Consider the following 25546-nt stretch of genomic DNA (forward strand, 5'->3'; position numbering starts at 1 on the left):
TGCGCAGGGTCAAGGAAGAGCGCTTGCACCGTGAATGCCGCAGCCGACGCCCCTGCACCGCAGTCGGCGGTGGGGGACGTTGAGTGGCGCGGGATCGAATAGTTTGTGTTCACGGATTTTGCGAGCCAGACCAGCGCGCTTGTCTAAGCGCGCCGTTATTGCGTATACGACGGTTTCATCTACAGGCGTCTGCGGAAGCGTACTTCTGTGGACTGCGCGGCAAGACCCGTTAGGTGCGGATGCTGGCGGCGCGGTCGACAGGCGACCGTGACGGCCCGAAGAATCAAGTGGGAGGGGCGGGTACAATTCCGGCACACTTAGCAAACACCTGTGGCACACAAGGCGGAGACGCCGCGAAAAAGCGCGTCTCGACGCATACGTGCTGCAACCCGGTGATGCAACCCACCTGACTCGATCAGGCTTTTGGATTATATGTCGGTACCCCTATTGCGCAAAGCGAAATCCTCCGCTCCAACCCCGGCCCGCAAGCCTGCGCCGGCCCGGCCAGCGCCCTCCGCGCCGGCCCCGCTGGTCGTGCGGCAGGTCGAGGTGGACGACGACCACGACGGCCAGCGGCTCGACAATTTCCTCATGCGCCTGTGCAAGGGCGTACCCAAGAGCCATATCTATAAGGCGATCCGGGGTGGCGAGGTCCGGGTCAACAAGGGTCGGGTCGGCGTCGACCATCGTCTGGCGGTGGGCGACATCGTGCGCGTGCCGCCGCTGCGCCTGCCTGAACAGAAGGTGCATTTCGTGCCACCCGGGGAGTTTCCCGTAGTGTTCGAAGACGAGGCCATGCTGGTCATCGACAAGCCGGCCGGCGTGGCCGTCCACGGCGGCAGCGGCGTCGACTTCGGCGTCATCGAACAGCTGCGCAAGTCGCGTCCGCAGGCCAAGTTCCTGGAACTGGTCCACCGGCTCGACCGGGACACGTCCGGACTGCTCATGATCGGCAAGAAGCGCAGCGCGCTCGTCGGTCTGCATCAGTCGCTGCGCGACGGTGGCTGGAGCAAGCACTACCTGACCGTCGTGTCGGGCGACTGGGTGAACGATCGCCAGCACGTGCGCCTGCCGCTGACCAAATGGACCACCAAGTCGGGCGAACGGCGCGTGCGTGTCGACCCCGACGGCCAGGTGGCCCACACCATTTTTTCGCTCAAACAGCGCTACGGCGCCTTCAGCCTGCTCGACGCCGAACTCAAGACCGGACGGACGCACCAGATCCGCGTCCATCTTGCCAGCAGCGGTTTTCCCATCATCGGCGACGACAAGTATGGCAATGAAGACGTGAACGCCCGCCTGGCCAGTGGCGGCTTCAAGCGCATGTTCCTGCATGCGCACACCCTGAGCCTGCTGCACCCCCTGACCGGCGAGCCGCTGGAATTGCAGGCCCCGCTGCCCGCCGACTGTCTTGCCTTTCTCGAGGAACTTGCCACGCCATGAACGCGCTCCATCCGGCACCGGTTTCCGCCGCCCGCCCCACGTATTCCCTGGTCGTTTTCGACTGGGACGGCACCCTGATGGACTCGACGCCCACCATCGTGAACGCGATCCAGGCGTCCTGCCGCGACCTGGGCCTGCCCGTGCCGCCCGACGCCGCGGCCAGCTGGGTCATCGGCCTGGGCCTAACCGAGGCGCTGGCCACCGCGATTCCCACGCTGCAGCCCGACCAGGTGCCCAAGCTGCTGGAACGCTACCGTTTCCATTACCTGACCAAGGATCCCGAGCTGCGGCTGTTTCCGGGCATCCAGGAACTGCTGGATCAATTGCGCGACATGGGCGTGAAGATGGCCGTGGCGACCGGCAAGAGCCGGCTGGGCCTGGAACGCATGCTGGAATCCACCGGTCTGCGTCCGTACTTCACGGCTACCCGCTGCGCCGACGAAACCTTTTCCAAGCCGCATCCCGGCATGCTGCTGGAATTGATGGAAGAGATCGGCACGATCCCTGAAGAAGTCATCATGATCGGCGACACGTCGCACGACCTGAACATGGCGTGCAATGCGGGCGTGGCCGGACTGGGCGTGGCCTACGGGGCGCATCCCATCAGCGAGCTGCTGCCATGCCGGCCCGAGGTGGTCGTTCACACCGTGGCCGAGCTGCAGGCCTGGCTGGTGGGTCATGTCATCGGCAACCCGGCCGAGGCACGCTGACCTCCGTTGACCGGCAACCGGCCCGGCATGGCCGCGTCACCGCGCGCCTGGCCGGCGCCGGCCTTCATGGCCTTTACACCACAGGTCACGCATCTCCACCGGCAGGGCGGTATTGCCGTCAGGTGGAATCGCCTATCCTAATGTCCTTAATGTCTGTCCCGTCATAGCGAGCACTGTTCATGTCCCAGGATGTCTATCCGCCCCCCTCGTCGTCCGCCTCGGCCTATCCGGACGCCGCGCGGCCGGTCCTGGCCGAGCCCTGGGAGCGGGAAGTGCTTGAAAAGCTGGTTTTCGCGTCCTTGAAGGAACAGCGCGCGAAACGCCGCTGGACCATTTTTTTCCGGCTGCTGTTCATTGCGATCGTGCTGTTCATCCTGTTTTCGATGACTGATCTGTTCAGCCGGGGGGCGTCTTCCAGCGTGCCCGAAGCGCACACAGCGCTGGTCACGCTCGATGGCGTCATCGATGCCGAAGGCGAAGCCAGTGCCGAAAAAGTGATCGGCGCACTGCAGGCGGCCTATGAAGACGCCGGCACGCGCGGCGTGATCCTGCGCATCAACAGCCCGGGCGGCAGCCCCGTGCAGTCCGGCATCATCTACGACGAAATCCGCCGCCTGCGCGAGCTGCATGCCGATAAGCCGCTGTACGTGGTGGTCGAAGAAATCTGCGCATCGGGCGGCTATTACGTTGCTGCCGCCGCCGACAAGATCTACGTCAACCGGGCCAGCATCGTCGGTTCCATCGGTGTGATCATGGAAGGCTTCGGGTTCACCGGCCTGATGGACAAGGTGGGCGTGGAACGCCGGCTGGTCGTCTCGGGCGAAAACAAAGCGCTGCTGGACCCATTCTCGCCGCCCAATCCCGCGCAGCAGCAGTATGCATCGCAACTAGTGGGCGAGATCTATCAGCAGTTCGTGACCGCTGTGAAGACCGGCCGGGGCGATCGCCTGAAGGAAACCCCCGACATGTTCACCGGGCTGATCTGGACCGGCGCCAAGAGCGTCGAACTGGGACTGACGGACGGCCTGGGCACCGTGGAAAGCGTGGCTCGCGACGTGATCAAGGCCGAAACGGTGGTCGACTACACCGTCAAGGAAAACCTGGCTGAACGTGTGGCCAAGCGGGTCGGCATGTCGTTTGGCGCCGGCGCCGTCAACGCCAGCCTGGGCGCGACGCAGCGCGGCTGGACCTGGCGGTAAGCCCTGGCCGTGGATATCGGTTGCAAGCCGCGGTTGCGAGCCCCGGTTGTAAGCTCCGGTTGCAAGCCCCGGTTGTAAGCTCCGATTGCCAGCCCCGGCGGTAAACGGCCACCGCGCCTGAAGCGTTCCAGGCCCGCGCCGGTTCAGGTTCCCTTGGGCCGCGCCAGGTACAGGAACAGGGTGGGCTGCTTGTCCAGCGCCGGCGCCGGCCGGCTCTTCCAGGCCGATACCGGGTGCGTCTGGACCCATTCCTCGTCGGTTGTCAGCGAACGCGCCACGCACAGCAGCGTATCGCCGCGCAGCCCGTCGATCAGCGTCTGGAACATCGCGCCATTGCGGTAGGGCGTCTCGATCAGCAGTTGCGTCTGGTCGTGCCGTGCCGACAGGGCCTCCCACTCCTTGAGCTGTTTCAGCCGTTCGGCCGCGTCCACCGGCGCATAGCCGTGAAAAGCAAAGCGCTGCCCGTCCAGGCCACTGGCCATCAGGCCCAGCAGGATGGATGACGGGCCGACCCACGGCCGTACCTGGATACCCATTGCATGGGCCGCCCGGGCCACCGTTGCGCCCGGGTCCGCCACCGCCGGGCAGCCGGCTTCGGATACCAGTCCGATCTCGCCTCCCTTCGCGATCGGCGCGAGCCAGGCGCGGATGTCCTCGGCGCGGGCCTTCTGGTCCAGGGTGTGGATGGTGATTTCCTGCAGCGGGCGGACCGTGCCGATCGCCTTCAGGAAGGCACGCGCCGTCTTGGCGTTCTCGGCTATATACGTATCCAGCCGGCCGGCCAGCGTGCGAACTTCTGCCGGCAGCCAGCGTTCCGGTGGTGCGTTGCCCAGCGATACGGGAATCAGATGCAGAATGCCGCTCACGCCGCGTCTCCAGAAAAAAGGTGGTCCAGCGGGTCCAGGCCGAACTGCGCCAGCAGCCGCGTGGTCGCGATCAATGGCAGGCCGATCAAGGCAGTCGGGTCATCGCTGTCGATCCGTTCCATCAGCGCAATGCCCAGGGCTTCGGCCTTGGCGCTGCCCGCCGTGTCATAGGGCGTTTCAGCCAGCAGGTAGGCGGTCAGCGCACGATCGGACAGCGACCGGAGACGGCAGCGGGTGTCGACCACGGCGGTGCGCACCGTGACGCCGTCGTCGACGGCCAGCGCCGTGTGGAAGCTGACATTCTTGCCCTGCATGGACTGCAGCTGAGCCAGGGCTGCGTCAAAGCTGCCGGGTTTGCCGATCGGATCGCCATCGATGGTCGCCACCTGATCGGACCCGATGACGACGCTGCCGGGGTGAAGCGTGGCCACGGCACGCGCCTTGGCGCAGGCCAGGCGCAGCGACAGGTCGACCGGTGATTCGCCCGGGTGTGGCGTTTCGTCCACGCCCGGCGAGACGACAGAAAAGGGCAGCCGCAGGCGCTCGAGCAGTTCGCGCCGGTAAATTGACGTGGATGCCAGGATGAGCGGGCGGGGCAGGGGAGTAGGAGTGGCCATGAATCAGGGTTTTGCCCGGGTAAGTGTTTGACTCGCTTGGATTTTCCACGCTATTATCCAACGTTTTCCCGGCGGGCTTTTGCGCTTGGGAACGCGCTGGCGGCGAGAGGTCGCATCGAATAGCAGTTGTCTGGCACGCCGAGCTGATCCGGCAAGCCCATCGCCAGTCGACCAAGGCTGGCGCCAGTACATTGGCACCGGCAGGTCGGCACCAGTACATCGGCATCAGTACGGAAGCGCCCGCCAGGCAGCACGTTGGCACCCGGCTTTGAATGAAGCCCCTGTCACCAGATCCACACTACGGAATTTCACACCACGCATCGATCGATTGCAGTGCGCGGACTGCGGGCAGGCCTTGAATGATGGGCCTTAGCTTGAACCCAGGCCTTGAATGACCCAGACCGCAGGGCGATCGATATTGATGCGACGTGACAAGCAGCCATGAGCAAGCACGATAATTTCAGCGATTCCGACGACGCGCCTTCGCCCGAGCAATTGGCGGCAGCGGTCGCGCCGGGACGTTACATCGACGCCTTCGAGTTTGTGCGGCTTGGCAAGTCGACCCAGGGTAACGCTCCCATTACGTGGTTCGAGCGACTGGTGGAAGACATGCCCGAGCAGGAACCGGGCGCCATGGTGTCGTGGTCGGCCCACGCCGACAAGGGCCCGCTGGGCGAGCCCCTGATCGTTCTTGGGGTCGATACGGTTCTGACCGTACAATGCGAGCGCTGCCTGGGTCCGATGCCGGTGCATCTGGCGTCCGAAGTGCCGCTGCATGTGGTCGAGACTGAAGCCGAGCTTGACGATCCTGACAGCTTCGATGTGTCGGAACTCGACGCCTTCGAGGCGGGCGAGGCCTTCGACAAGGTGCTTGGCACCCGCAAGTTCGACTTGTTCGAACAGGTCGAAGACGAGCTGATCCTCTGCGTTCCGTACGTCCCCAAGCATGACGTGTGCCCCGAAGGCGCATTGCCGCCGGGCTTGGGCGCCGACGAGAGCGGCAATGACGACGAACGCGAGCCGTCGCCTTTTGCGGCGTTGGCGAAATTGAAAGGCAAGCCCGACCTGGCGAGTTGAGCCAGGCAGGCAGCCGTGCCGGGGCACCATCCCCTGGCGGATGTCCAGAATTTGTCCGTAGCGCGGCACCGCAGGTGGCACACCTGCGATGCATGGCGATGCGGGTCGATGCAGTGCAGTTGCAGTATGTAGTTGACGTTGGGTCCAAAGAACGGTGTGTCGGGCAAGCCTGCGCAGGCCACCGTTATCTTCATTGAAAGCAGGTATCAGAACTCGCGACGGCATGACCTGAGCCGATATGGCTTACAATGCGCGCGCCGTTCCAAGGAGTCATCTAACATGGCCGTTCAGCAAAACAAGAAGTCGCCTTCCAAGCGTGGCATGCACCGTGCACACGATTTCCTGACCAACCCGCCGACCGCTACCGAAGCGACGACGGGCGAGACGCACCTGCGTCATCACATCAGCCCTAACGGTTTCTACCGTGGTCGCAAGATCTTCAAGACCAAGAACGACGAGTGATGATTGACGGCCCCAGGGGGCAAGTCCTTGTTATGAGACTAGTCCCGACAGGGCCGTTACTCAGGGGTGGATTGCGGATCGTCGCAAGACATATGCATCGGCATTTCACCCCTGGGCACTTGCGAATCCTTTTTTCAGGGTTTGTCTGCTCCGTCGGCTATAGTGGCCGGAAGCAGGCTTTTCTGTGTCCATGGCTATGATCCGAATCGCGATCGATTGCATGGGTGGCGATTTTGGCCTTCCTGTGACAATTCCGGCCGCGCTGGCGTTTTGCGACCGTCAACCCGACGTGCGCTTGCTCCTGACCGGTCTCCCCGACCAAATCGAAGCACGGCTGGCGGAATGCGGCGCAACGGCGTCGCAGCGCGAGCGGCTGACGATCGTTCCTGCGTCCGAAGTCGTGACGATGGACGACAAGGTCGAAGTGGCCCTGCGTCGCAAGAAGGATTCATCGATGCGGGTCGCCGCGGCCCAGGTGCGGGATGGCCTGGCCGACGCGTGCGTCTCCGCCGGCAACACCGGCGCCTGGATGGCGATTTCGCGGTTCGTGCTCAAGACGCTGGACGGCATCGATCGTCCGGCGATCGCCAAGGCGATCCCCAACCAGGCCGGCCGCAAGACCGTGGTGCTCGATCTGGGCGCCAACGTCGATTGCACCGCCGAACATCTGCTTCAGTTTGCCATTCTCGGATCCGCCATGATGTCCGCCGTCGGGCACGTCGAGCGGCCGAGCGTGGGCCTGCTCAATATCGGCGAAGAAGCCATCAAGGGCAACGAAGTCGTCAAGCAGGCGTCCGAACTGTTGCGCGCCAGTTCCCTGAATTTCCACGGCAACGTGGAAGGCAATGACATCTACAAGGGCACGGTCGACGTGATCGTCTGCGACGGCTTCGTCGGCAATGTCGTGCTCAAGGCTTCCGAAGGAATGGCCCGCCTGCTTGGCGGCTTCCTGAAAGAAGAATTCACGCGTTCCTTCTTCTCGCTTCTGATGGCGTCGGTGGCCCGTCCGGTGCTCAACCGCTTTCGCGGCCGCGTCGACCCCCGCCGGTACAACGGCGCGTCGCTGCTCGGCCTGCGGGGCGTGGTGATCAAGAGCCACGGTTCGGCCGACGCCCATTCGTTTGAATGGGCCTTGCGCGACGCCTATGACGCCGTGTCGACCGGCCTGCTGGCCAAGACGACCCAGGCCGTGCAGCAGCTGACACGCGTGCAGGATGCCACGGCAACGGCCGCCACCGCGCCGGCCACCGCGGCGGCACCTGCCGCCGTGGCGCCGTCGCCCGTACCGTCGGCAGCCCCCTCAGCAGCGACTCCGGCGGCAACGCTGGAGACTTCCACGCACGGAGATAATGCATGAGTGCAACCGCGTCCGACTTCGCCCGGGCCGCCGCGCCCGCGCGCTGGTCGAAGATTGTCGGCACCGGCAGCTTCCTGCCCGAGCGCGTCGTGACGAACGACCAGCTCGCCGCGGAACTTGCCGAACGGGGCATCGAGACATCCGACCAGTGGATCGTCGAGCGTACCGGTATTCGCCAGCGGCATCTGGCTGAGAAAGGCGTGACCTCCAGCGAACTCGGCTTCGAGGCGTGCGTGCGCGCTCTGGCCGACGCCGGTGTCGATGCGTCCGAGGTCGATCTCATCATCGTTGCGACCTCCACCCCCGATTTCGTCTTTCCCAGTACGGCCTGCCTGATCCAGGCAAAGCTGGGCGCATCGAACGCCGCGGCCTTCGACGTGCAGGCCGTGTGCAGCGGGTTCGTGTACGCACTGACTACCGCCGACAGCTTCATCCAGGCAGGTCGCGCCAAGTGCGCGCTGGTGATCGGGACCGAAGTCTTCTCGCGCATCCTGGACTGGAACGACCGCGGCACCTGTGTGCTGTTCGGTGACGGCGCGGGCGCAGTGGTCCTGCGGGCATCGAACGAACCTGGCGTGCTGTCGGCCAAGCTCCATTCCGACGGCAGCCAGATGAAGATCCTGTGTGCCGCCGGCAACGTCGCCTATGGCGAAGTCACGGGCGACCCCTTCCTGCGGATGGAAGGGCAGGCCGTCTTCAAGCAGGCCGTCACGGTCCTGGACAAGGTGGCGCGCGAAGTCTGCGACGAAGCCAATGTCAGTCTCGACAGCGTCGACTGGCTGATCCCGCACCAGGCCAACGTCCGTATCCTGAATTCCACCGCGCGCAAGCTGGGTATCCCGCTGGAGCGCGTGGTCGTGACCGTCGACAGCCATGCCAACACGTCGGCCGCCAGCGTGCCGCTGGCGCTCGACGTCGCGCGCCGTGACGGCCGCATCCAGCCGGGCCAGCTCGTCATGCTGCAAGGCGTGGGCGGCGGCTTCACCTGGGGCGCCGTGCTGGCCCGCATGTAGAACCAGAACGACACGGAATCGTCATTACATGAAAATCGCATTTGTATTTCCGGGCCAGGGCTCGCAAGCCGTCGGCATGCTCAATGGCTTTGCCGGCAATGACGCCGTCCAGGACGTCGTGACCCGCGCCAGCGCCGCGCTGGGCGATGACCTGGGCAAGCTCATGGCCGAAGGCCCGGCCGACCAGCTGAACCTGACCACCTTCACCCAGCCCGTCATGCTGACGGCCGGCGTGGCGTTCTACGCCGCCTGGCGCGCCGCGGGCGGCCCGGTGCCCGCACTGGTCGCCGGCCACAGCCTGGGCGAATACGCCGCACTGGTGGCTGCCGGCAGCCTGACGCTCGAAGACGCCGTGCGCCTGGTGCGCGTGCGCGCCGACGCCATGCAGTCGGCCGTACCGGTCGGCACCGGCGGCATGGCCGCCATTCTTGGCCTGGACGACGATACCGTGCGTCTGGCCTGCAGCGCCGCCGCCGACGACGAGATCGTCGAAGCCGTCAATTTCAATGCCCCGGCCCAGGTCGTGATCGCCGGCCACAAGGCCGCCGTGGAACGTGCCTGCGAAGCCGCCAAGGCCGCAGGCGCCAAGCGCGCCTTGCCGCTGCCGGTGTCGGCGCCGTTCCATTCGAGCCTGATGCAGCCTGCGGCTGAGGTCCTGGCCAAGGCCCTGGCCGAGATCGAGGTCAAGCGCCCGATGATTCCGGTTCTGAACAACGTCGACGTCGCTACGCCCGACGAACCGGCCGCGATCGTGGATGCGTTGACGCGCCAGGCCTGGCACCCGGTACGCTGGGTCGAGACGATCCAGGCCATGAAGGAAGCGGGCGTGACCCACATCGTCGAATGCGGCCCGGGCAAGGTGCTCGCCGGCCTGGTCAAGCGTATCGACAGCAGCATGGTCGGCCTGGCCATCACCGACGAGGCCTCGCTGGCCGCCGCGCTGGCCGCGGTGAACACGCCGGATGCGGCCGCCTGATCTCGATTACAAGGAAAAGAACATGGATTTGCAGGACAAGGTCGCGCTGGTTACCGGCGCATCGCGGGGGATCGGCAAGGCCATCGCCGCGGAACTGGCGGCGCGCGGCGCCTGCGTGATCGGCACCGCCACCAGCGAAGCCGGTGCCCAGGGCATCACCGAAGCGCTGGCCGGCAAGAACGGCAGCCGCGGTGTCGTGCTGGAAGTCAATGACGCCGCCGCCGTCGAAGCGCTGATCGACGCGCTGGGCAAGGAGTCGGGCGGCCCGCACATTCTCGTCAATAATGCCGGCATCACCCGCGATACGCTTGCAATGCGCATGAAGGACGACGACTGGTCGGCCGTCATCGACACCAACCTCAGCGCCGTTTTCCGCTTGTCCCGTGGGGTCATGCGGGGGATGATGAAGGCCAAATGGGGCCGCATCGTCAACGTCACGTCGGTGGTGGGCGCCAGCGGCAATGCAGGCCAGGCCAACTACGCGGCGGCCAAGGCGGGTGTGGCAGGACTGACACGCGCGCTGGCTCGCGAACTCGGCAGCCGGAACATTACCGTAAACTGCGTGGCGCCTGGCTTCATCGATACCGACATGACCAAGTCGCTGGGCGATACCCAGACCAGCGCGTTGTTGGGCCAGATTCCGCTGGGCCGCCTTGGCCGCCCCGAAGATATCGCCCACGCCGTTGCCTATCTGGCGTCGCCGGCGGCAGGGTATGTGACCGGTACCGAGCTGCATGTCAACGGCGGCATGTACATGAACTAAGTTACCGCATATTGCATCCGCGATATGTATTTGTCCCGGCCGGCCCGCTTGATCCCAGGCGAGCTTGGCTATAATCAGTAAGATAAATAGACCCTTTTGGAGGATCTCCATGGATAGCATCGAACAGCGCGTCAAGAAGATCGTCGCTGAGCAGCTCGGCGTCAACGAAGCCGAGATCAAGAACGAATCTTCTTTTGTCGACGACCTCGGTGCCGATTCGCTCGATATGGTTGAGCTCGTGATGGCCCTCGAAGACGAATTCGAAACCGAGATTCCAGACGAAGAAGCCGAGAAGATCACGACTGTTCAACAGGCGATCGACTACGTCAGCTCGAACATCAAGAAGTAAGCATCCGTCATTCACATGACAGGGGGCGGCCCGTTGGCCGCCTTCATCTTTTTATTGCGGCTCGGCCGCGCGCGGCCTCATTCCCGTCTCTGGCGGTTTGGGCTGTTGCCGAACGCGCTTTTTTCTCCGCGCACTTGAGGAGTCTTCAGTGAAGCGACGCGTCGTCATCACCGGCCTCGGTATCGTTTCCCCAGTGGGCAACGACATCGCTACTGCATGGGACAACATCGTCAACGGCCGGTCCGGCATCGACCGTATCACCCGTTTCGACAGCACCGACTTCAACTGCCATATCGCGGGTGAAGTCAAGAATTTCGACCTGGCCAAGTACCTGTCCACCAAAGAAGCCCGTCAAATGGATACCTTCATCCATTACGGCGTGGCAGCAGGCGTCCAGGCATGGGAAGACAGCGGCCTGACGGTCACCGAAGAAAACGCCGATCGTATCGGTGTGGTCGTCGGCTCCGGCATTGGCGGTCTGCCTCGCATCGAAGAGACCCACCAGGAATTCGTGGACCGTGGTCCGCGAAAGATTTCCCCGTTTTTCGTGCCCGCGTCGATCATCAACATGATCTCGGGGCAGATCTCCATCCGCTACGGCATGAAAGGGCCGAACTATTCGATCGTGTCCGCATGCACGACCGGCCTGCACTGCATCGGTGATGCCGGCCGCCTGATCGAGTATGGCGACGCCGACATCATGCTGGCGGGTGGTGCGGAATCGACCGTGTCGCCCCTGGGTATCGGGGGTTTCGCTTCGGCCCGCGCGCTGTCGACCCGCAATGAGGATCCGACCACGGCTTCGCGTCCCTGGGACAAGGATCGTGACGGCTTCGTGCTGGGCGAAGGCGCCGGCGTGCTGGTGCTTGAAGAATACGAACACGCCAAGGCGCGTGGCGCCCGGATCTACGGCGAACTGGCAGGCTACGGCATGAGCGCCGACGCCTATCACATTACCTCGCCCGATCGTGACGGCCCCCGCCGCGGCATTCAGAACGCGCTGCGCAATGGCGGCTTCAACGGCGACGAAGTGCAGTACGTGAACGCGCACGGCACCTCGACCCCGCTGGGCGACCGGAACGAAACCGAAGCGATCAAGCTGGCGTTCGGCGACCACGCCAAGAAACTCGTCATCAATTCGACCAAGTCGATGACGGGCCACTTGCTGGGCGCCGCGGGCGGTATCGAAGCGGTGTTCACGGCGTTGGCCGTGCACCATCAGATCTCGCCCCCGACGATCAATATCTTCAACCAGGACCCCGACTGCGATCTCGACTACTGCGCGAACGAAGCCCGGAAGATGAACATCGACGTGGCGATTTCGAATTCGTTCGGCTTCGGTGGCACCAACGGCACCATGATCGTGCGTAAGGTCTGATTTGAACGATTTCGCGGCGTTTGCCGGCTTGCAGGTTCATACGTCGTTAGTACCGTCTCTGCGTGCAGAGACGTTGGCCCGGCTCGCCACCGCCGCGGCTTCGGCCGCGGTGGCGATCAGCCTGTATTGGGTGCTGGTCGCCGCGGCTCCCGGCTTGGGAATGTCGCCAGGGGTGGCGTTCGTGGCGGCCGTTACGGCGGCGCTTGCTACCGCCGCCGCTGGCCTGGTGGCCGCCGCCCGGCCGCCGCGCCCTTCAACGGGCCCTTATACCGCTCTGGCCATCGATGCCGGAGGCCACTGGCATCTTCAGTCCGCCAGCGGCTGGTTGCGTTTCACTCCCCATTCCATTTCCGTGTCGCCGTTCGGCTGGATGGCCCTCCAGGGCGTTTCCAGGCAAGGCGCTATCCGCCTGGCCCTCTGGTCGGACAGCGTGCCTGGGCCCGTCTGGCGCCGTCTGCGCATTGCGGCCGGCTGGCTTGCCCAGCGTCCTGAAGGCCTTGTGGTACCTGCGTCCGCTGCCGACCCCCGCCTGCTGGGAACGTCATGACGGAACGCGAAATCGACGCCGAACTGGTCGCCCGCGTCCAGCGCGGGGATAAAAAAGCGTTCGAACTGCTGATGCTGAAGTATCAGCGCAAGATCCTGCGCCTGCTGTCGCGCTTCGTCCGGGACCCGGGCGAAGTCGAAGACGTGGCCCAGGAAGCCTTCATCAAGGCCTATCGCGCCCTGCCGCAGTTTCGCGGCGAAAGCGCGTTCTACACCTGGTTGTACCGGATTGCCATCAACACCGCGAAGAACCATCTCGTGGCGTCGGGGCGTCGTCCAAGCTCGCCATCTGAATATGAAAACGAAGACGGTGAAACTTTCGACGAAACCGACAACCTAAGTGATATCAACACGCCGGAATCGATGATGGCCTCGCGGGAAATCGCGGAAACCGTCAACTCTGCCATCGAGGCTTTGCCCGAGGAACTGAGAACCGCGATCGTCCTGCGTGAAATCGAAGGCATGAGCTATGAAGATATCGCTCAGTCGATGGGCTGCCCCATCGGCACCGTGCGGTCCCGGATTTTCCGGGCGCGCGAAGCGATAGCAACGCGGCTCAGGCCATTATTGGGCACCAAGGACGACAAGCGGTGGTAGGCCGGTTGGCGTTACAAGGGTGCAGGCACGTACTACTGGCAACAAGCACATCGGTTGGCGCCGGTGGCGGAGGGTAAACAAATGCAGGTAATACCGCGTCGGGAACAACGTCCGACTCACGCTGAAGGCGCAACGGCAGCGCCGTATTTGTCTTCGTCAGATCCTCTGTCGTCCGACGCGTCGCTGGCGGATCTCGATCCGTCGTCCGCCGAATGGCTCTCCGCGTATATCGACGCCGAAGCCCAACTCGATGCCGACAGCCTGCCCGCGTCGCTGGCCACCGCTGACGGCCTGGCCCGCTGGGATGCCTACCACCTGATCGGCGACGTGCTCCGCACGCCCGACCTCGCCCAGCCAGTGTCTGCGGGGTTCCACGCCCGTTTCCTGGATGCGCTGGAACAGGAAGCCCCCATCATTGCCGCCCCGCGCCGCGCACCGCAGCGTCGCTTCATGACCCGATACGGCCTGCCGGGCCTCGCTGCCGCGGCTGCCGTGGCGTCGGTTACCTGGATGGCGCAGCCGTACTTTGGCTCGCAGCCTACCGCGCCCGGCACCGCCGAATTTACCGCATCGTCGTTCATCCCCGGTCAGGGCATGGTGTCGCAGGTGTCGTCGCCCGTGGCGCCCAGCACCTCGCCCAGTAATGGCTCGTTGCTGCCTGCGGATGCCGCATCAGCCGCGAGCGGGGACCTGTCGCTGGCCGATTACCTGGACGCGCATCGTCAGGTATCGGGCAAGAGCGCCATCCGTGAAGTTTCGACCACCTCTTACGACACCGAGGCAGGACAGCGTTGATATCGAGTGCGGCGAGCCGGATCGGCAGGGTTCAGCCGGTGTTGCAGTCGGCACGCCCCTTCGTGGCGGTGCTGACTTGCGTGCTGGCAGTGGCGGTCCATGCACAGGGGATCGCGGGGCAGGGGCAGGGCGATACCGCCACGGCGGCCAACGTGTCGCTGCTGCAACGTATCCAGAATTCGGCGCAGCAGCTGAATTACTCGGGCGTGTTTACCTACCAGCAGGGCGCGTCGATGCAGTCGTCGCGAGTCACCCATATCGCCGACAGCAAGGGTGAGCATGAGCGCCTCGAGGTTCTCGATGGGCAGCCGCTCGAATTCCTGCGTGAAAACGACGATATCCAGTGCCTGATCCCGGCCAAGAAGGCCATCCTGGTCGAAAAGCGCACCACGCGCGATCGATTCCCCGGACTGATGCTGGGCAAGGCCGAACAATTGGCCGCCAACTACCTGGTCACCGTCGAGCCGCAGTCCGAACGCGTGGCCGACCGCGACTGCCAGGTCATCAACCTTCAGCCCAAAGACAACGACCGCTACGGCTACCGCCTCTGTGCGGACACCCGCTCCGGCCTGCTGCTGCGCGCGCAGACGCTGTCGAGCGAAGTCGGCGTGGTCGAGCAGGTGGCGTTCATGACGCTGCAGGTGGGGTCTGGCGTGGACGCTGGCCAGCTCAAGCCGAAATGGTCCACCAAGGACTGGAAGATCATCCGCGCGCAATTGACGCCCACCGATCTGGCCGCCCATGGCTGGTCGGTCGCCGAAACCGCGGGTTTCCATACTGTCACGCAGTTGCAGCGCTCGATGGGCGGCAAGCAGAACGTCAAGCAGATCATGCTGTCCGACGGGCTCGCCGCCATTTCCATTTTCATCGAGCCCTTCAGCACTGCGCATCCTCAACAGGTCGGGTCGAGTTCCCGCGGCGCCATCCACGTGGTGGGCCGCAGGCTGGGTGATTACTGGATCACGGTGCTCGGCGAAGCCCCGCTGGGAACCATTCAGCGCGTTGCCGCGTCCGTCGACTATCACCCTGTCTCGCGTCGTCCCTGACACGGCGGGCGCCCCGCGTCTGCCGTCCTGCTGACCCGTATCCGCTTTCTCTTCTTCGCCGGAGTGTTTCATGCTCGAGTTGTCCTTGCCGATGGCGCGTCTCGATATGCGCAAGGCATTGTTGGCCGTCGTAACTTCATTGACCCTGTTCGTCGGCGTCGCCCCCACGGTGCACGCGCAGGCGCGCGGGCTGCCCGACTTTACCGATCTGGTGGACCGGGCCGACCCGGCGGTCGTCAACATCCGCACCACGTCCAAGGCTGTGGCGCGCGGTCCGTCGGGCGTCCCCGGCGCGCCGGGCGGGCAGGATCCCTATGAGCTGTTCCGCTGGTTCTTCGGGCCGGACTTCAATCCTCCGGGGGGCGGCGGTGGCCAGACCCCGCGCACGCCGCGCGGCCAGGTCCCCGACAGCGGCGAAGGTCAGGAAGTGCCACGCGGCGTGGGCTCGGGCTTCTTCATTTCGGCCGACGGCTATGCGCTGACCAATCACCACGTGGTCAAGGACGCCGACGACATCTACGTCACGCTGACCGACCGCCGCGAGTTCAAGGCCAAGGTCATCGGGTCCGATGAACGCACCGACGTCGCCCTGATCAAGATCGACGCGACCGGGCTGACGCCGCTCAAGATCGGTGATCCGAGCGTGCTGCGCAAGGGCGAGTGGGTGGTGGCCATCGGTTCGCCGTTCGGCCTGGATTCGACCGTGACCGCGGGTATCGTCAGCGCCAAGGGGCGTGATACCGGCGACTACCTGCCATTCATCCAGACCGACGTGGCCGTCAACCCCGGCAACTCGGGCGGCCCGCTGCTGAACATGCGCGGTGAAGTGGTCGGCATCAATTCGCAGATCATTTCGCGCAGTGGCGGCTTCATGGGCATTTCGCTGTCGATCCCGATCGATGACGCCATGCGCGTGGTCGAACAGCTGCGCACCTCCGGCCGCGTGACACGGGGCCGTATCGGTGTCCAGATCAGTGAAGTCACCAAGGAAGTCGCCGACGCCATCGGCCTGGGCCGCACTGCGGGCGCATCGGTGGGCATGGTCGAACCCGGCAGCCCTGCCGAGAAGGCCGGCATCGAACCGGGCGACGTGGTGTTGAAGTTCAACAACAAGACGATCGACCGTTCTTCCGATCTGCCACGCGCCGTCGGGGAAACCAAGCCCGGCACGAAGGCGACGATTCAGGTGTGGCGCCGCGGCGCGACTAAGGATCTGACGATCACGGTGGCCGAACTGGAAGACAAGACCGCGTCGGCCGCTGGCCGTGGCGAGGACAAGGAACCCGCTCCGGCGCAAAAGACCAACGCGCTGGGCGTCGTGGTCTCCGAAGTGCCTGCTGCCCGCAAGAAGGAGCTCCGTATCCGCGGCGGCGTGCAGGTCGACGCCGTGGACGGCGCTGCCGCCCGTGCCGGAATCAAGGCAGGCGATATACTGCTGGCGCTCGACAATACGGAAATCACGGGCGTGTCCCAGTTCAACGGCATCGTCGCCAAGCTCGAAAAGGGCAAGGTGCACGGCGTGCTGGTACGCCGCGACGAGCTGACGCAATGGGTGCCGCTGCGCCCGGCGCGCTAAGGCCAGGGGCGCCGCGGCCGGCAAAACCGGCACACATTGCCGCGCAAGGCTAAAATGCCGTGTCGCGGCAGGAAATTGGCGGGTGTGGACCGGCTTTCCGGTCGACACCACGCAGGCGGGGCGCGTAGCGCCCCCTTTTTTCGCCGCCCGCTACCTCATTCATAACGGATCGCATGCAGCACATTCGCAATTTCTCCATCATCGCCCACATTGACCATGGCAAGTCGACGCTCGCCGACCGCCTGATCCAGCGTTGTGGCGGATTGTCCGACCGCGAGATGGAAGCCCAGGTGCTCGATTCGATGGACATCGAGCGCGAGCGGGGCATCACGATCAAGGCGCAGACCGCGTCGCTCAGTTACAAGGCGCGCGACGGCAAGGTCTACAACTTGAACCTGATCGACACCCCGGGGCACGTCGACTTCTCGTATGAAGTCAGCCGCTCGCTGTCGGCGTGCGAAGGCGCGCTGCTGGTCGTCGACGCCTCGCAGGGCGTCGAAGCGCAGACCGTGGCCAACTGCTATACCGCCATCGAACTGGGCGTGGAAGTGGTGCCGGTGTTGAACAAGATGGACCTGCCGCAGGCCGATCCTGAAGGCGCCAAGCGCGAAATCGAAGAAGTCATCGGCATCAATGCCGAAAATGCGATTCCGGCCAGCGCCAAGACCGGCATGGGCATCGACGACATCCTGGAAGCGGTGATCGAACGTATTCCGGCGCCCAAGGGCGATCCGGAGGCCAAGCTCCAGGCGCTGATCGTCGACTCGTGGTTCGACAATTATGTGGGCGTCGTCATGTTGGTCCGGGTGATCAACGGCGTGCTCCGGCCCAAGGAAAAGATCCTGCTGATGGCGTCGGGCGCCACGCACCTGAGCGAGCACCTGGGCGTCTTCACCCCCAAGTCGCAGCCGCGTTCGCAGCTGTCCGCAGGCGAGGTGGGCTTCATCATCGCCGGCATCAAGGAACTGAAAAACGCCAAGGTGGGCGATACCGTCACCCACGCGGCCAAGCCTGCGGATGCCATGCTGCCGGGCTTCAAGGAGGTCAAGCCGCAGGTGTTCGCCGGGCTGTATCCGGTCGAATCCAGCGAATACGACCAGCTGCGCGACTCGCTCGAAAAACTGAAGCTGAACGACGCCGCGCTGATGTACGAACCCGAAGTGTCGCAGGCGCTGGGCTTCGGCTTTCGCTGTGGGTTCCTGGGGCTGCTGCATATGGAAATCGTGCAGGAACGCCTGGAACGCGAATTCGACATGGACCTGATCACGACCGCGCCTTCGGTGGTGTACGAGGTCGTGCAGCGCGACGGGACCATCGTGATGGTCGACAGTCCGTCCAAGATGCCCGAGGTCGGCAAGCTGGACGACATTCGCGAGCCCATCGTGACCGTCGTGCTGTTCATGCCGCAGGAATACGTGGGACCGGTCATGACCCTGTGCACCGCCAAGCGCGGTAACCAGCTGAACATGGCCTATCACGGCCGCCAGGTCCACCTGACCTACGAGATCCCGCTGGCCGAGATCGTCCTCGACTTCTTCGACAAGCTCAAATCAGTGTCGCGCGGTTATGCGTCGATGGATTACGAGTTCAAGGAATACCGCAGCGCCGACGTGGTGCGGGTGGACCTGTTGATCAACGGCGACCGGGTCGATGCCCTGTCGCTGATCGTGCACCGTGCCAATGCGCGTTACCGCGGCCGCGATGTGACGGCGCGCATGCGTGAACTGATCCCGCGCCAGATGTACGACGTGGCGATCCAGGCCGCGATCGGCGCCGAAGTGATTGCACGCGAGAACGTCAAGGCGCTGCGCAAGAACGTGCTGGCCAAGTGTTATGGCGGCGACATTTCGCGAAAGAAGAAGCTGCTCGAGAAACAGAAGGCCGGCAAGAAGCGCATGAAGCAGGTCGGCAGCGTCGAGATTCCCCAGGAAGCGTTCCTGGCCATTTTGCAGGTCGAGGACAAATGATGCGTGGTCTGACGATGACATCCGGCACGGTGGGAGTGGCGGCATGAGCCTGAACTTCGCACTGATCCTGTTCGTGCTGCTGATCGTGACCGGCATTGTCTGGTCGCTGGACCGCTGGTCCTTGCGGCCCGCCCGCCAGGCCCGCATGAACGCCGCGGCCGCCGACTTCGACCGACAGCAGGGCGACGCCATCCGCGCGTCCAGCGGTCAGGCCGAAGCGACGCGCCGGCGCCAGGAAGTGGTGGACCGCGCGGCCAAGATGCCGTGGTGGGTCGAATATTCGGTCAGCTTCTTTCCGGTGATCCTGTTCGTGTTCGCGCTGCGATCCTTCGTGGTCGAACCGTTCCGGATTCCGTCGGGCTCCATGATGCCGACGCTGCAGATCGGCGACCTGATCCTGGTGAACAAGTTTTCGTACGGCGTGCGCCTGCCGATCATCGACAAGAAGATCATTCCGGTGTCGGACCCCAAGCGCGGCGACGTGATGGTGTTCCGCTACCCGGCCGATCCCCAGGTCGACTACATCAAGCGCGTCGTGGGCGTGCCGGGTGACGAAGTCGCCTATCTGAACAAGCGGCTCACAATCAACGGCCAGGCCGTGCCGACCGTGTCCAAGGGCGAGTATTTCGATCCCGATCGCGTGTCGTATGCCGGCCTGTTCGGCGAGACCCTGGGCGGCGTGCCGCACGAGATCCTGATCGAGGAACGCCGCCCGGCCGAGGTCGAACCGTTCCCCAGCTTTCCGAACAAGGACCAGTGCACCTACTCGCGGGAAGGGGTACGCTGCAAGGTGCCGGCAGGCAGTTACTTCATGATGGGCGATAATCGGGACAACAGTGCCGACAGCCGCTACTGGGGTTTCGTGCCCGAAGCGAATATCGTCGGCAAGGCATTTTTCGTCTGGATGAACTTCGGCGACCTCAAACGGATAGGCCGCTTCCATTGATCTCCTTCATCACCACCCCCGCCGGTTCCGTGCCGGCGGCGTGCGCTAAGGCCCATGAATGAGCTTGAGTACGCTCGAAAAATGTATCGACTACAGCTTCAGGAACAAGAGCCTGCTTGAGCAGGCTTTGACGCACCGCAGCCACAGCAGCAAACATAACGAACGGCTGGAATTCCTGGGCGACAGCGTGCTGAACTGCGCGATCGCTTCCTTGCTGTACGACCGTTTCAGCCGCATCGACGAGGGCGACCTCTCGCGGCTGCGGGCGAATCTTGTCAAGCAGGCCTCGCTGGCCGATATCGCCCAGCGCCTGGAATTGTCCCGTTTCCTGCGGCTGGGGGAAGGGGAGCTGAAAAGCGGTGGATTCCGCCGTCCGTCCATCCTTGCCGACACCCTGGAAGCCATCTTTGGCGCCATCTACATGGATGCCGGCTTCGACGTCGCCAGCAAGGCGATTGCAAAGCTGTACAAACCGGTGCTGGAAACTGTCGACCCCAAGACACTGGGCAAGGACGCCAAGACGCTGCTGCAGGAATATTTGCAGGGGCGCAAGATCGCATTGCCTGTCTATACGGTCGTGGCCACGCACGGCGCGGCGCACAGCCAGGAATTCGAGGTCGAATGCGCGATTCCCAAGCTGGACGTGCAGGTGGTGGGCATCGGCGGCAGCCGGCGCGCGGCCGAGCAGTCGGCGGCCAAACAGGCGCTGGAAGTGGCTTTGACCGCCGCCCCGGCGCCCGCCAAACGGACGCCCCGGGCTCGCAAGACCGCGCAGCTGTCGCTGCCGGTGGCGGTGGCCCAGGCGGCGTCCGACGATATGCCGGGTGCATCGTCTGCCGAGGCGCCGTCCCGGGCGGCCATGCCCATGGACGCGATGGCGCCGGCCAGCGACCGCCTGGCCAACGACCCGCACGACGATCTGCATGCCGATGACCGCGTGGCCGACGACAGCGTAACTGATGACCGCGTCGCCGACGACCGCCTCGCTGCTGACCGCCCGGCCAACGACCACCCGGCCAACGACCACCCGGCTGACGACCGCCAGGCCTCCCTTACGCTGACCAAGAAATGAGCATGTCCGAAGAATCCTCCCCCGCCTTCCGTTGTGGTTTCGTGGCTATCGTCGGGCGGCCCAACGTGGGCAAGTCCACGTTGCTGAATGCGCTGATCGGCGCCAAGGTCAGCATCGTGTCGCGCAAGGCGCAGACGACACGGCACCGCATCCATGGCGTCCTGACCCGGGAGCATGACCAGTTCGTCTTCGTCGACACGCCCGGCTTCCAGACGCGCCACGGCGGCACCATGAACAAGATGATGAACCGCGTCGTCACGCAGACCCTATCCGACGTGGATGTGGTCGTGCATGTGATCGAGGCGGGCAAGTGGTCGGATGGCGATGCCAACCTGCTGCCGCTGATGAAATCGCAGGCGCGCACGGTGCTGGCGGTCAACAAGACCGACCTGCTCAAGGACCGCGAAGCGATGTTCCCGTTCGTGGCCAAGGTCATGGCCAAGCATGCCTACGACGCCGTCGTGCCGGTCAGCGCCGCCAAGTCGCGTCAGCTGGACGACCTGTTGAACGAGATCGCGACCGGCCTGCCCGAGAACGAACCCATGTTCGAGGCCGATACCCTGACCGACCGTCCGGTGCGTTTCATTGCCGGCGAACTGATCCGCGAAAAGATCTTCCGCCTGGTGGGCGACGAACTGCCTTACGGATCGACCGTGGTGATCGAGCAGTGGGAAGAAACGCCCAAGCTGACCCGCATCGCCGCGTGCGTGATCGTCGAACGCGACAGCCACAAGCCGATTCTGCTGGGCACGAACGGTGATCGCATCAAGCGGATCGCCACCGAAGCGCGGCAGGACATTGCCAAGCTGATCGACTCGTCGGTCCACCTCGAGATCTACATCAAGGTCAGAAAGGGATGGGCGGACCGCGAAAGCCAGTTGCGCGATCTGGGTTATGAATGATGAGCCGATCTTTTCGGTTCCGTTCGACGCCTCTCCGGTAGGCCTGGCGCCGGCCGACGGCGCCGATGCCGTCGGCTCGCCCAAAAAGACGGCCCGGCGCGCGCCCCGCGTGACCAACCGGGTCGAAGACCGCCCCGCCTTCCTGCTCCACAGCTATCCCTACCGTGAAACGTCGCTGATCCTGGACGTGTTCACACGGTCGCACGGGCGCGTTGCGCTGGTGGCCAAGGGAGCCAAGCGCCCGCACTCGGCCTTGCGTTCGGTACTGGTGTCGTTCCAGCGGCTCAATCTGTCGTGGAGCGGGGCAGGGGATATCAAGACGCTGATCCGCGCCGAATGGTCGGGCGCGCCGCTGCGGCTGCAGGGTTCATCGGCCATGTCCGCCTGGTATCTGAACGAGTTGCTGCTGCGCCTGTTGACCCGCGACGATCCCCATGAAGCCCTGTACGACGCGTACGTGGATGCCATTTCGCGCCTGGCCGAGCAGCCGCGGCTGTCGGCCGGCCTGCGGGAATTCGAATGGACCCTGCTGCGCGAGATCGGCTATGCCTTCGATCCGTCCATGACCGACGCGGGCGAGCCCATCAACCCCGACCAGCAGTACCGCCTGCCCTTGGAAGCGGGGCCGTCGCGTATCGACGACGCCATCGATGACAACTGGGCGTCGCGGTCGGCCATGGCGGTCAGTGGCCGGGTGTTACAGGCGTTGACCGAGCACCGCTTCGATGATGCACTGGTCGAACCCGAGCTGCGCCGCCTGCTGCGGGAACGGCTCGACTATCATATGAGCGGCCGCCCCCTGACCACACGGCAGGTGCTGCGCGATTTGCAGGATTACCTTCCCTGACGCGTCCGTACGGACCCGCCGGACAGACCACAGAGCAGTGATAGACATGATAGATCTGGGTGTGAACATCGACCACGTTGCGACGCTGCGCCAGCAGCGCCACGTCTCCTATCCCGACCCGGTGCGCGCGGCGCTGATGGCCGAAGATGCGGGCGCCGACCTGATCACCCTGCATCTGCGGGAAGACCGGCGCCACATCCAGGATGCCGACGTGGACGCGATCCGCGGCCAGTTGCGCACCCGCATGAACCTGGAATGCGCGATCACCCCCGAGATGCTGGCTATCGCCTGCCGCGTGAAGCCGCATGACGTTTGCCTGGTGCCCGAAAAGCGGCAGGAACTGACGACCGAAGGCGGCCTGGACGTGCTGGGTCACTTCGATACCGTGCGGGCGGCCGTGGCGCAGTTGCAGGACGCAGGCATCCGGGTGTCGCTGTTCATCGATCCCGATGCGGCGCAGATCGAAGCGTCGCAGCGCGCGGGCGCCACCGTGATCGAACTGCACACCGGCGCCTATGCCGAGCAGGAAGGCGCGGGCGCCGCTGCGGAACTGGCCCGCATCCGCGAAGGCATTGCGGCAGGCGTGCGGCACGGCCTGCGCGTGAACGCCGGGCATGGGCTGCATTATGAAAACGTGCAGGCCGTGGCCGAGCTGGATGGCATCGCCGAACTGAATATCGGGCATGCCATCGTGGCGCAGGCCGTGTTCAGTGGCTGGACCGCGGCCGTGCGCGACATGAAGGCGCTGATGGTGACCGCGCGCCAGCATGCGCAGCGCGGTGTGCTGCTGCGGCCCGCGCATTGAGCGGGGCCGTGATTGGCGAGGCGGACGGCAGGTCCGGCGGGGTGACGGGCGGTGCCGGGGTCGGCACATCGGGCGGTGCCGGCGTCGGCACATCGGGCAGCATGTCCGGCGGCCTGACGGGCGGTCCCGGCGTTAGCACGTCGGGCAGCACATCCGTCCGCGCCTCGGGCGGCAAGGACACCGTGCTTCATGACGGTCCGCCCCAGGCGCGTCCGGTGGCCATTGCGGGCGTCGGCATCGACCTGCTGCGCATCGACCGGATCGAGCGGGCCCTGGCGCGCCGGGGCGACCGTTTCGCCAGCAAGATTCTCGGTCCGCGGGAACTGGCCAAGTTTGCCGCCCGCCGCGCACGCGATCCGCAACGGGGCATCCGTTTCCTGGCGACCCGGTTCGCCGCCAAAGAGGCATTTTCCAAGGCAATCGGCCTGGGCATGCGCATGCCGATGGTGTGGACGCGCATGCAGACGCTGAACGCCCCCAGCGGCAAGCCGATGGTGGTGCTGGCCGAGCCGCTGCGCAGCTGGTACGACGCGCGGTTTGGCGCGGCGCATGTGTCGATCACGGATGAGTCTGACATGGCCGCGGCGTATGTGGTGGTCGAGATGTTGCCCGCCGAGCCGGCCAGCACGGCAGCTGGTTCGGCGGTCAGCAGTGTGACCAGTGCGGATGGAAACCGGTCGGCGTGACGGGCGCCGCACTGCAGAGGCCGCACTGCAGGCCCCACTGGAGGCCCCACCGCAGGCGCAGTGCAGGCTCGCTGCAGGCCTCACGCCGGACCTTATCGCAGGCCACGGTCCTCACCGCAGGCCCCGGTCCTTACCGCAGGCCCCGGTCCAGCTACCTGCCTCCTTCTCTCTTCAATGACTTCCTTCTGATTCCATGAGCGTGTCTTTCCCTTCCGAGCGCGCCGCGCTGCCCCCCGGTCCGGTAATCGTCGATGTCGCCGGCTTCGAACTGACGCCGGCCGAGGTGGCTCGGCTGCAGCATCCGCTGGTGGGCGGGGTGATCCTGTTCGCCCGCAATTTTGAAAGCCGCGCGCAGCTGTGCGCACTGACGGCAAGCATCCACGCGGCGCGCCATGCCCCGCTGATGATCGCGGTGGACCACGAAGGCGGGCGGGTGCAGCGGTTTCGCACCGACGGCTTCACGCACCTGCCGGCCATGCGCACCCTGGGGGAGGTCTGGAACGACGATCCACTGGCCGCGATGCGGCTGGCCACCGACGTGGGCGTGGTGCTGGCCGCCGAGCTGCGTGCGTCGGGCGTGGACCTGAGCTTTACCCCGGTGCTGGACCTGGACTACGGCGATAGCCGCGTGATCCGCGACCGGTCCTTCCACCGCGATCCCAAGGCCGTGGCGATGCTGGCGCGCGCCCTGGTGCAAGGCCTGGCGCAACGCGGCATGAGCAATTGCGGCAAGCATTTTCCGGGACATGGCTTTGTGCAGGCCGACTCGCACGTCGATATCCCGGTGGATGATCGCAGCCTGGAGGACGTGCTGGGCGAGGACGCCATGCCGTATGTCTGGCTGGGTGACAGCGTGCTGCAGGCGGTCATGCCGGCGCACGTCATCTACCCGAAGGTGGATGCGCACCCGGCCGGCTTTTCGCGGGTGTGGGTGCAGGACATTCTGCGCGGCCGGCTGGGCTACCAGGGCGTGGTGTTTTCGGACGACCTGACGATGGAAGGCGCCACGGTGGCGGGCGACATCCTGGGCCGGGCCACCGCGGCGCTGGGGGCGGGGTGTGACATGGTCCTGGTGTGCAATCGGCCGGACCTGGCGGATGACCTGCTGGCGCGGCTGGACATCACGCCGGATGCGCCGTTGAACACGGCGTCCGATGGGCGGCCGGGTGCCCCGTCAGGCATGCGGTCCGATGCGTCGCCCGACGGCGCTCCGGCCGGGAACCTGCCCGCGAGATGGAACGCCGAGTCCGCCGCCCGTGTGGCGCGGCTGATGCCCCGCTTCGACGCTCCCGACTGGGATGGGTTGGTAACCGATTCGGTCTATACCCGGGCGCGTGACCGTATCCTGGCCCTGCCTCGGTACAATCCAGCCTGATTCGCCTCGATCGGCGTCGATCGGCACACCGCCGGCGGCGCGCCCGCCGATCGGCCGCTGCCCGACGCCTTGATGTTGCTCCTGGGTGTCATTGCGCGGCGGCGCTTCCTTCATTCGCGCAACCCGAGACCCGACCATGAGCCGGAGCAAACCTCTTCCCGGCGCCGGTACCGAGC

The 25546-nt window shown here is 65.0% G+C and carries 26 protein-coding genes; 24 read left to right on the top strand and 2 right to left on the bottom strand.

Annotation, left to right across the window (positions count from 1 at the left end; genetic code table 11):
• Nucleotides 1-432 precede the first annotated feature (432 nt).
• The 3 genes from IE116_RS00820 to IE116_RS00830 all read left to right on the top strand — a co-directional run bounded on the left by IE116_RS00820 (nucleotide 433) and on the right by IE116_RS00830 (nucleotide 3352).
• Nucleotides 433-1443, top strand: a complete 1011-nt coding sequence (locus IE116_RS00820; RefSeq protein WP_189608957.1) for an RluA family pseudouridine synthase — start codon at nucleotides 433-435, stop codon at nucleotides 1441-1443.
• Nucleotides 1440-2153: an HAD-IA family hydrolase gene (locus IE116_RS00825; protein WP_189608959.1), complete on the top strand. Its 714-nt coding sequence runs from the start codon at nucleotides 1440-1442 to the stop codon at nucleotides 2151-2153. The genes IE116_RS00820 and IE116_RS00825 overlap by 4 nt, the downstream gene beginning before the upstream one ends.
• A 179-nt stretch (nucleotides 2154-2332) precedes the next feature.
• Nucleotides 2333-3352, top strand: a complete 1020-nt coding sequence (locus IE116_RS00830) for a S49 family peptidase (RefSeq protein WP_189608960.1) — start codon at nucleotides 2333-2335, stop codon at nucleotides 3350-3352.
• A gap of 143 nt (nucleotides 3353-3495) precedes the next feature.
• Here IE116_RS00830 and IE116_RS00835 read toward each other — a convergent pair whose 3' ends face one another.
• On the bottom strand, nucleotides 3496-4218 hold the full coding sequence (locus tag IE116_RS00835) for an SAM-dependent methyltransferase (RefSeq protein ID WP_189608961.1): 723 nt from the start codon (nucleotides 4216-4218) through the stop codon (nucleotides 3496-3498).
• Nucleotides 4215-4835, bottom strand: coding sequence for a Maf family nucleotide pyrophosphatase (locus tag IE116_RS00840; protein WP_189608962.1), 621 nt, complete (start codon nucleotides 4833-4835; stop codon nucleotides 4215-4217). Before IE116_RS00840 ends, IE116_RS00835 begins: the two co-directional genes overlap by 4 nt.
• A gap of 441 nt (nucleotides 4836-5276) precedes the next feature.
• Here IE116_RS00840 and IE116_RS00845 point away from each other — a divergent pair, with 441 nt between their 5' ends.
• The 21 genes from IE116_RS00845 (at nucleotide 5277) to nagZ (ending at nucleotide 25370) form a co-directional block, all read left to right on the top strand.
• A complete protein-coding gene (locus IE116_RS00845; protein WP_189608963.1) occupies nucleotides 5277-5912 on the top strand; it encodes a YceD family protein in 636 nt (211 codons plus the stop codon).
• A gap of 279 nt (nucleotides 5913-6191) precedes the next feature.
• Complete coding sequence (gene rpmF / locus IE116_RS00850) at nucleotides 6192-6374, top strand: 50S ribosomal protein L32 (protein ID WP_179588279.1); 183 nt, start codon at nucleotides 6192-6194, stop codon at nucleotides 6372-6374.
• Between the two features lie 196 nt (nucleotides 6375-6570).
• Nucleotides 6571-7731: a phosphate acyltransferase PlsX gene (plsX, locus tag IE116_RS00855; protein WP_189614374.1), complete on the top strand. Its 1161-nt coding sequence runs from the start codon at nucleotides 6571-6573 to the stop codon at nucleotides 7729-7731.
• Nucleotides 7728-8744, top strand: a complete 1017-nt coding sequence (locus IE116_RS00860) for a beta-ketoacyl-ACP synthase III (protein ID WP_189608964.1) — start codon at nucleotides 7728-7730, stop codon at nucleotides 8742-8744. Before plsX ends, IE116_RS00860 begins: the two co-directional genes overlap by 4 nt.
• A gap of 28 nt (nucleotides 8745-8772) precedes the next feature.
• Nucleotides 8773-9720, top strand: coding sequence for an ACP S-malonyltransferase (gene fabD, locus IE116_RS00865; protein ID WP_189608965.1), 948 nt, complete (start codon nucleotides 8773-8775; stop codon nucleotides 9718-9720).
• Between the two features lie 22 nt (nucleotides 9721-9742).
• Nucleotides 9743-10483, top strand: coding sequence for a 3-oxoacyl-ACP reductase FabG (gene fabG / locus IE116_RS00870; protein WP_229827942.1), 741 nt, complete (start codon nucleotides 9743-9745; stop codon nucleotides 10481-10483).
• Nucleotides 10484-10592: 109 nt separating this feature from the next.
• The gene (gene acpP / locus IE116_RS00875; RefSeq protein WP_179588275.1) at nucleotides 10593-10832 is read left to right on the top strand and encodes an acyl carrier protein; all 240 of its coding nucleotides are present in this window, start codon (nucleotides 10593-10595) and stop codon (nucleotides 10830-10832) included.
• Nucleotides 10833-10980: 148 nt separating this feature from the next.
• Entirely contained in the window at nucleotides 10981-12210 is a 1230-nt protein-coding gene (gene fabF / locus IE116_RS00880; protein WP_189608968.1) for a beta-ketoacyl-ACP synthase II, read from the top strand.
• A gap of 73 nt (nucleotides 12211-12283) precedes the next feature.
• Nucleotides 12284-12757: a hypothetical protein gene (locus IE116_RS00885; RefSeq protein ID WP_189608969.1), complete on the top strand. Its 474-nt coding sequence runs from the start codon at nucleotides 12284-12286 to the stop codon at nucleotides 12755-12757.
• A complete protein-coding gene (rpoE, locus tag IE116_RS00890; protein WP_179588272.1) occupies nucleotides 12754-13353 on the top strand; it encodes an RNA polymerase sigma factor RpoE in 600 nt (199 codons plus the stop codon). Before IE116_RS00885 ends, rpoE begins: the two co-directional genes overlap by 4 nt.
• Before the next feature lie 147 nt (nucleotides 13354-13500).
• Nucleotides 13501-14148 carry a sigma-E factor negative regulatory protein gene (locus IE116_RS00895; protein WP_229827943.1) on the top strand — a complete coding sequence of 216 codons (648 nt, stop codon included), beginning with the start codon at nucleotides 13501-13503 and terminating at the stop codon, nucleotides 14146-14148.
• A 62-nt stretch (nucleotides 14149-14210) separates the two neighbouring features.
• Nucleotides 14211-15194 (top strand): MucB/RseB C-terminal domain-containing protein, encoded by a 984-nt coding sequence (locus IE116_RS00900; RefSeq protein WP_189608971.1) that lies wholly within the window; start codon nucleotides 14211-14213, stop codon nucleotides 15192-15194.
• Nucleotides 15195-15264: 70 nt separating this feature from the next.
• Nucleotides 15265-16770 (top strand): DegQ family serine endoprotease, encoded by a 1506-nt coding sequence (locus tag IE116_RS00905; RefSeq protein ID WP_189608972.1) that lies wholly within the window; start codon nucleotides 15265-15267, stop codon nucleotides 16768-16770.
• Between the two features lie 173 nt (nucleotides 16771-16943).
• Nucleotides 16944-18737, top strand: coding sequence for a translation elongation factor 4 (lepA, locus tag IE116_RS00910; protein WP_189608973.1), 1794 nt, complete (start codon nucleotides 16944-16946; stop codon nucleotides 18735-18737).
• A gap of 43 nt (nucleotides 18738-18780) precedes the next feature.
• Entirely contained in the window at nucleotides 18781-19683 is a 903-nt protein-coding gene (lepB, locus tag IE116_RS00915) for a signal peptidase I (RefSeq protein WP_189608974.1), read from the top strand.
• Between the two features lie 58 nt (nucleotides 19684-19741).
• Complete coding sequence (gene rnc, locus IE116_RS00920; RefSeq protein ID WP_189608975.1) at nucleotides 19742-20755, top strand: ribonuclease III; 1014 nt, start codon at nucleotides 19742-19744, stop codon at nucleotides 20753-20755.
• Nucleotides 20756-20757: 2 nt separating this feature from the next.
• Nucleotides 20758-21657, top strand: coding sequence for a GTPase Era (era, locus tag IE116_RS00925; protein ID WP_189608977.1), 900 nt, complete (start codon nucleotides 20758-20760; stop codon nucleotides 21655-21657).
• Nucleotides 21650-22504 carry a DNA repair protein RecO gene (gene recO, locus IE116_RS00930; protein ID WP_189608979.1) on the top strand — a complete coding sequence of 285 codons (855 nt, stop codon included), beginning with the start codon at nucleotides 21650-21652 and terminating at the stop codon, nucleotides 22502-22504. The genes era and recO overlap by 8 nt, the downstream gene beginning before the upstream one ends.
• A 46-nt stretch (nucleotides 22505-22550) precedes the next feature.
• Entirely contained in the window at nucleotides 22551-23309 is a 759-nt protein-coding gene (locus IE116_RS00935) for a pyridoxine 5'-phosphate synthase (protein WP_189608981.1), read from the top strand.
• Between the two features lie 182 nt (nucleotides 23310-23491).
• Nucleotides 23492-23995, top strand: a complete 504-nt coding sequence (acpS, locus tag IE116_RS00940) for a holo-ACP synthase (protein ID WP_229828324.1) — start codon at nucleotides 23492-23494, stop codon at nucleotides 23993-23995.
• 193 nt (nucleotides 23996-24188) lie between these two features.
• Nucleotides 24189-25370, top strand: a complete 1182-nt coding sequence (gene nagZ, locus IE116_RS00945; RefSeq protein WP_229827944.1) for a beta-N-acetylhexosaminidase — start codon at nucleotides 24189-24191, stop codon at nucleotides 25368-25370.
• Nucleotides 25371-25546 lie beyond the last annotated feature (176 nt).

Origin of the sequence: Pigmentiphaga litoralis, from assembly GCF_014651835.1 — a bacterium.
GTDB classification, from domain to species: domain Bacteria; phylum Pseudomonadota; class Gammaproteobacteria; order Burkholderiales; family Burkholderiaceae_B; genus Pigmentiphaga; species Pigmentiphaga litoralis.

Bases quoted from the DNA above. Each gene is read 5' to 3' on its own strand.
- IE116_RS00820 (WP_189608957.1), top strand. From the start codon at position 433: ATGTCGGTACCCCTATTGCGCAAAGCGAAATCCTCCGCTCCAACCCCG.
- IE116_RS00825 (WP_189608959.1), top strand. From the start codon at position 1,440: ATGAACGCGCTCCATCCGGCACCGGTTTCCGCCGCCCGCCCCACGTAT.
- IE116_RS00830 (WP_189608960.1), top strand. From the start codon at position 2,333: ATGTCCCAGGATGTCTATCCGCCCCCCTCGTCGTCCGCCTCGGCCTAT.
- IE116_RS00840 (WP_189608962.1), bottom strand. From the start codon at position 4,835: ATGGCCACTCCTACTCCCCTGCCCCGCCCGCTCATCCTGGCATCCACG.
- IE116_RS00845 (WP_189608963.1), top strand. From the start codon at position 5,277: ATGAGCAAGCACGATAATTTCAGCGATTCCGACGACGCGCCTTCGCCC.
- rpmF (WP_179588279.1), top strand. From the start codon at position 6,192: ATGGCCGTTCAGCAAAACAAGAAGTCGCCTTCCAAGCGTGGCATGCAC.
- plsX (WP_189614374.1), top strand. From the start codon at position 6,571: ATGATCCGAATCGCGATCGATTGCATGGGTGGCGATTTTGGCCTTCCT.
- IE116_RS00860 (WP_189608964.1), top strand. From the start codon at position 7,728: ATGAGTGCAACCGCGTCCGACTTCGCCCGGGCCGCCGCGCCCGCGCGC.
- fabD (WP_189608965.1), top strand. From the start codon at position 8,773: ATGAAAATCGCATTTGTATTTCCGGGCCAGGGCTCGCAAGCCGTCGGC.
- fabG (WP_229827942.1), top strand. From the start codon at position 9,743: ATGGATTTGCAGGACAAGGTCGCGCTGGTTACCGGCGCATCGCGGGGG.
- acpP (WP_179588275.1), top strand. From the start codon at position 10,593: ATGGATAGCATCGAACAGCGCGTCAAGAAGATCGTCGCTGAGCAGCTC.
- rpoE (WP_179588272.1), top strand. From the start codon at position 12,754: ATGACGGAACGCGAAATCGACGCCGAACTGGTCGCCCGCGTCCAGCGC.
- IE116_RS00905 (WP_189608972.1), top strand. From the start codon at position 15,265: ATGCTCGAGTTGTCCTTGCCGATGGCGCGTCTCGATATGCGCAAGGCA.
- lepA (WP_189608973.1), top strand. From the start codon at position 16,944: ATGCAGCACATTCGCAATTTCTCCATCATCGCCCACATTGACCATGGC.
- lepB (WP_189608974.1), top strand. From the start codon at position 18,781: ATGAGCCTGAACTTCGCACTGATCCTGTTCGTGCTGCTGATCGTGACC.
- rnc (WP_189608975.1), top strand. From the start codon at position 19,742: ATGAGCTTGAGTACGCTCGAAAAATGTATCGACTACAGCTTCAGGAAC.
- era (WP_189608977.1), top strand. From the start codon at position 20,758: ATGTCCGAAGAATCCTCCCCCGCCTTCCGTTGTGGTTTCGTGGCTATC.
- recO (WP_189608979.1), top strand. From the start codon at position 21,650: ATGAATGATGAGCCGATCTTTTCGGTTCCGTTCGACGCCTCTCCGGTA.
- IE116_RS00935 (WP_189608981.1), top strand. From the start codon at position 22,551: ATGATAGATCTGGGTGTGAACATCGACCACGTTGCGACGCTGCGCCAG.
- nagZ (WP_229827944.1), top strand. From the start codon at position 24,189: ATGAGCGTGTCTTTCCCTTCCGAGCGCGCCGCGCTGCCCCCCGGTCCG.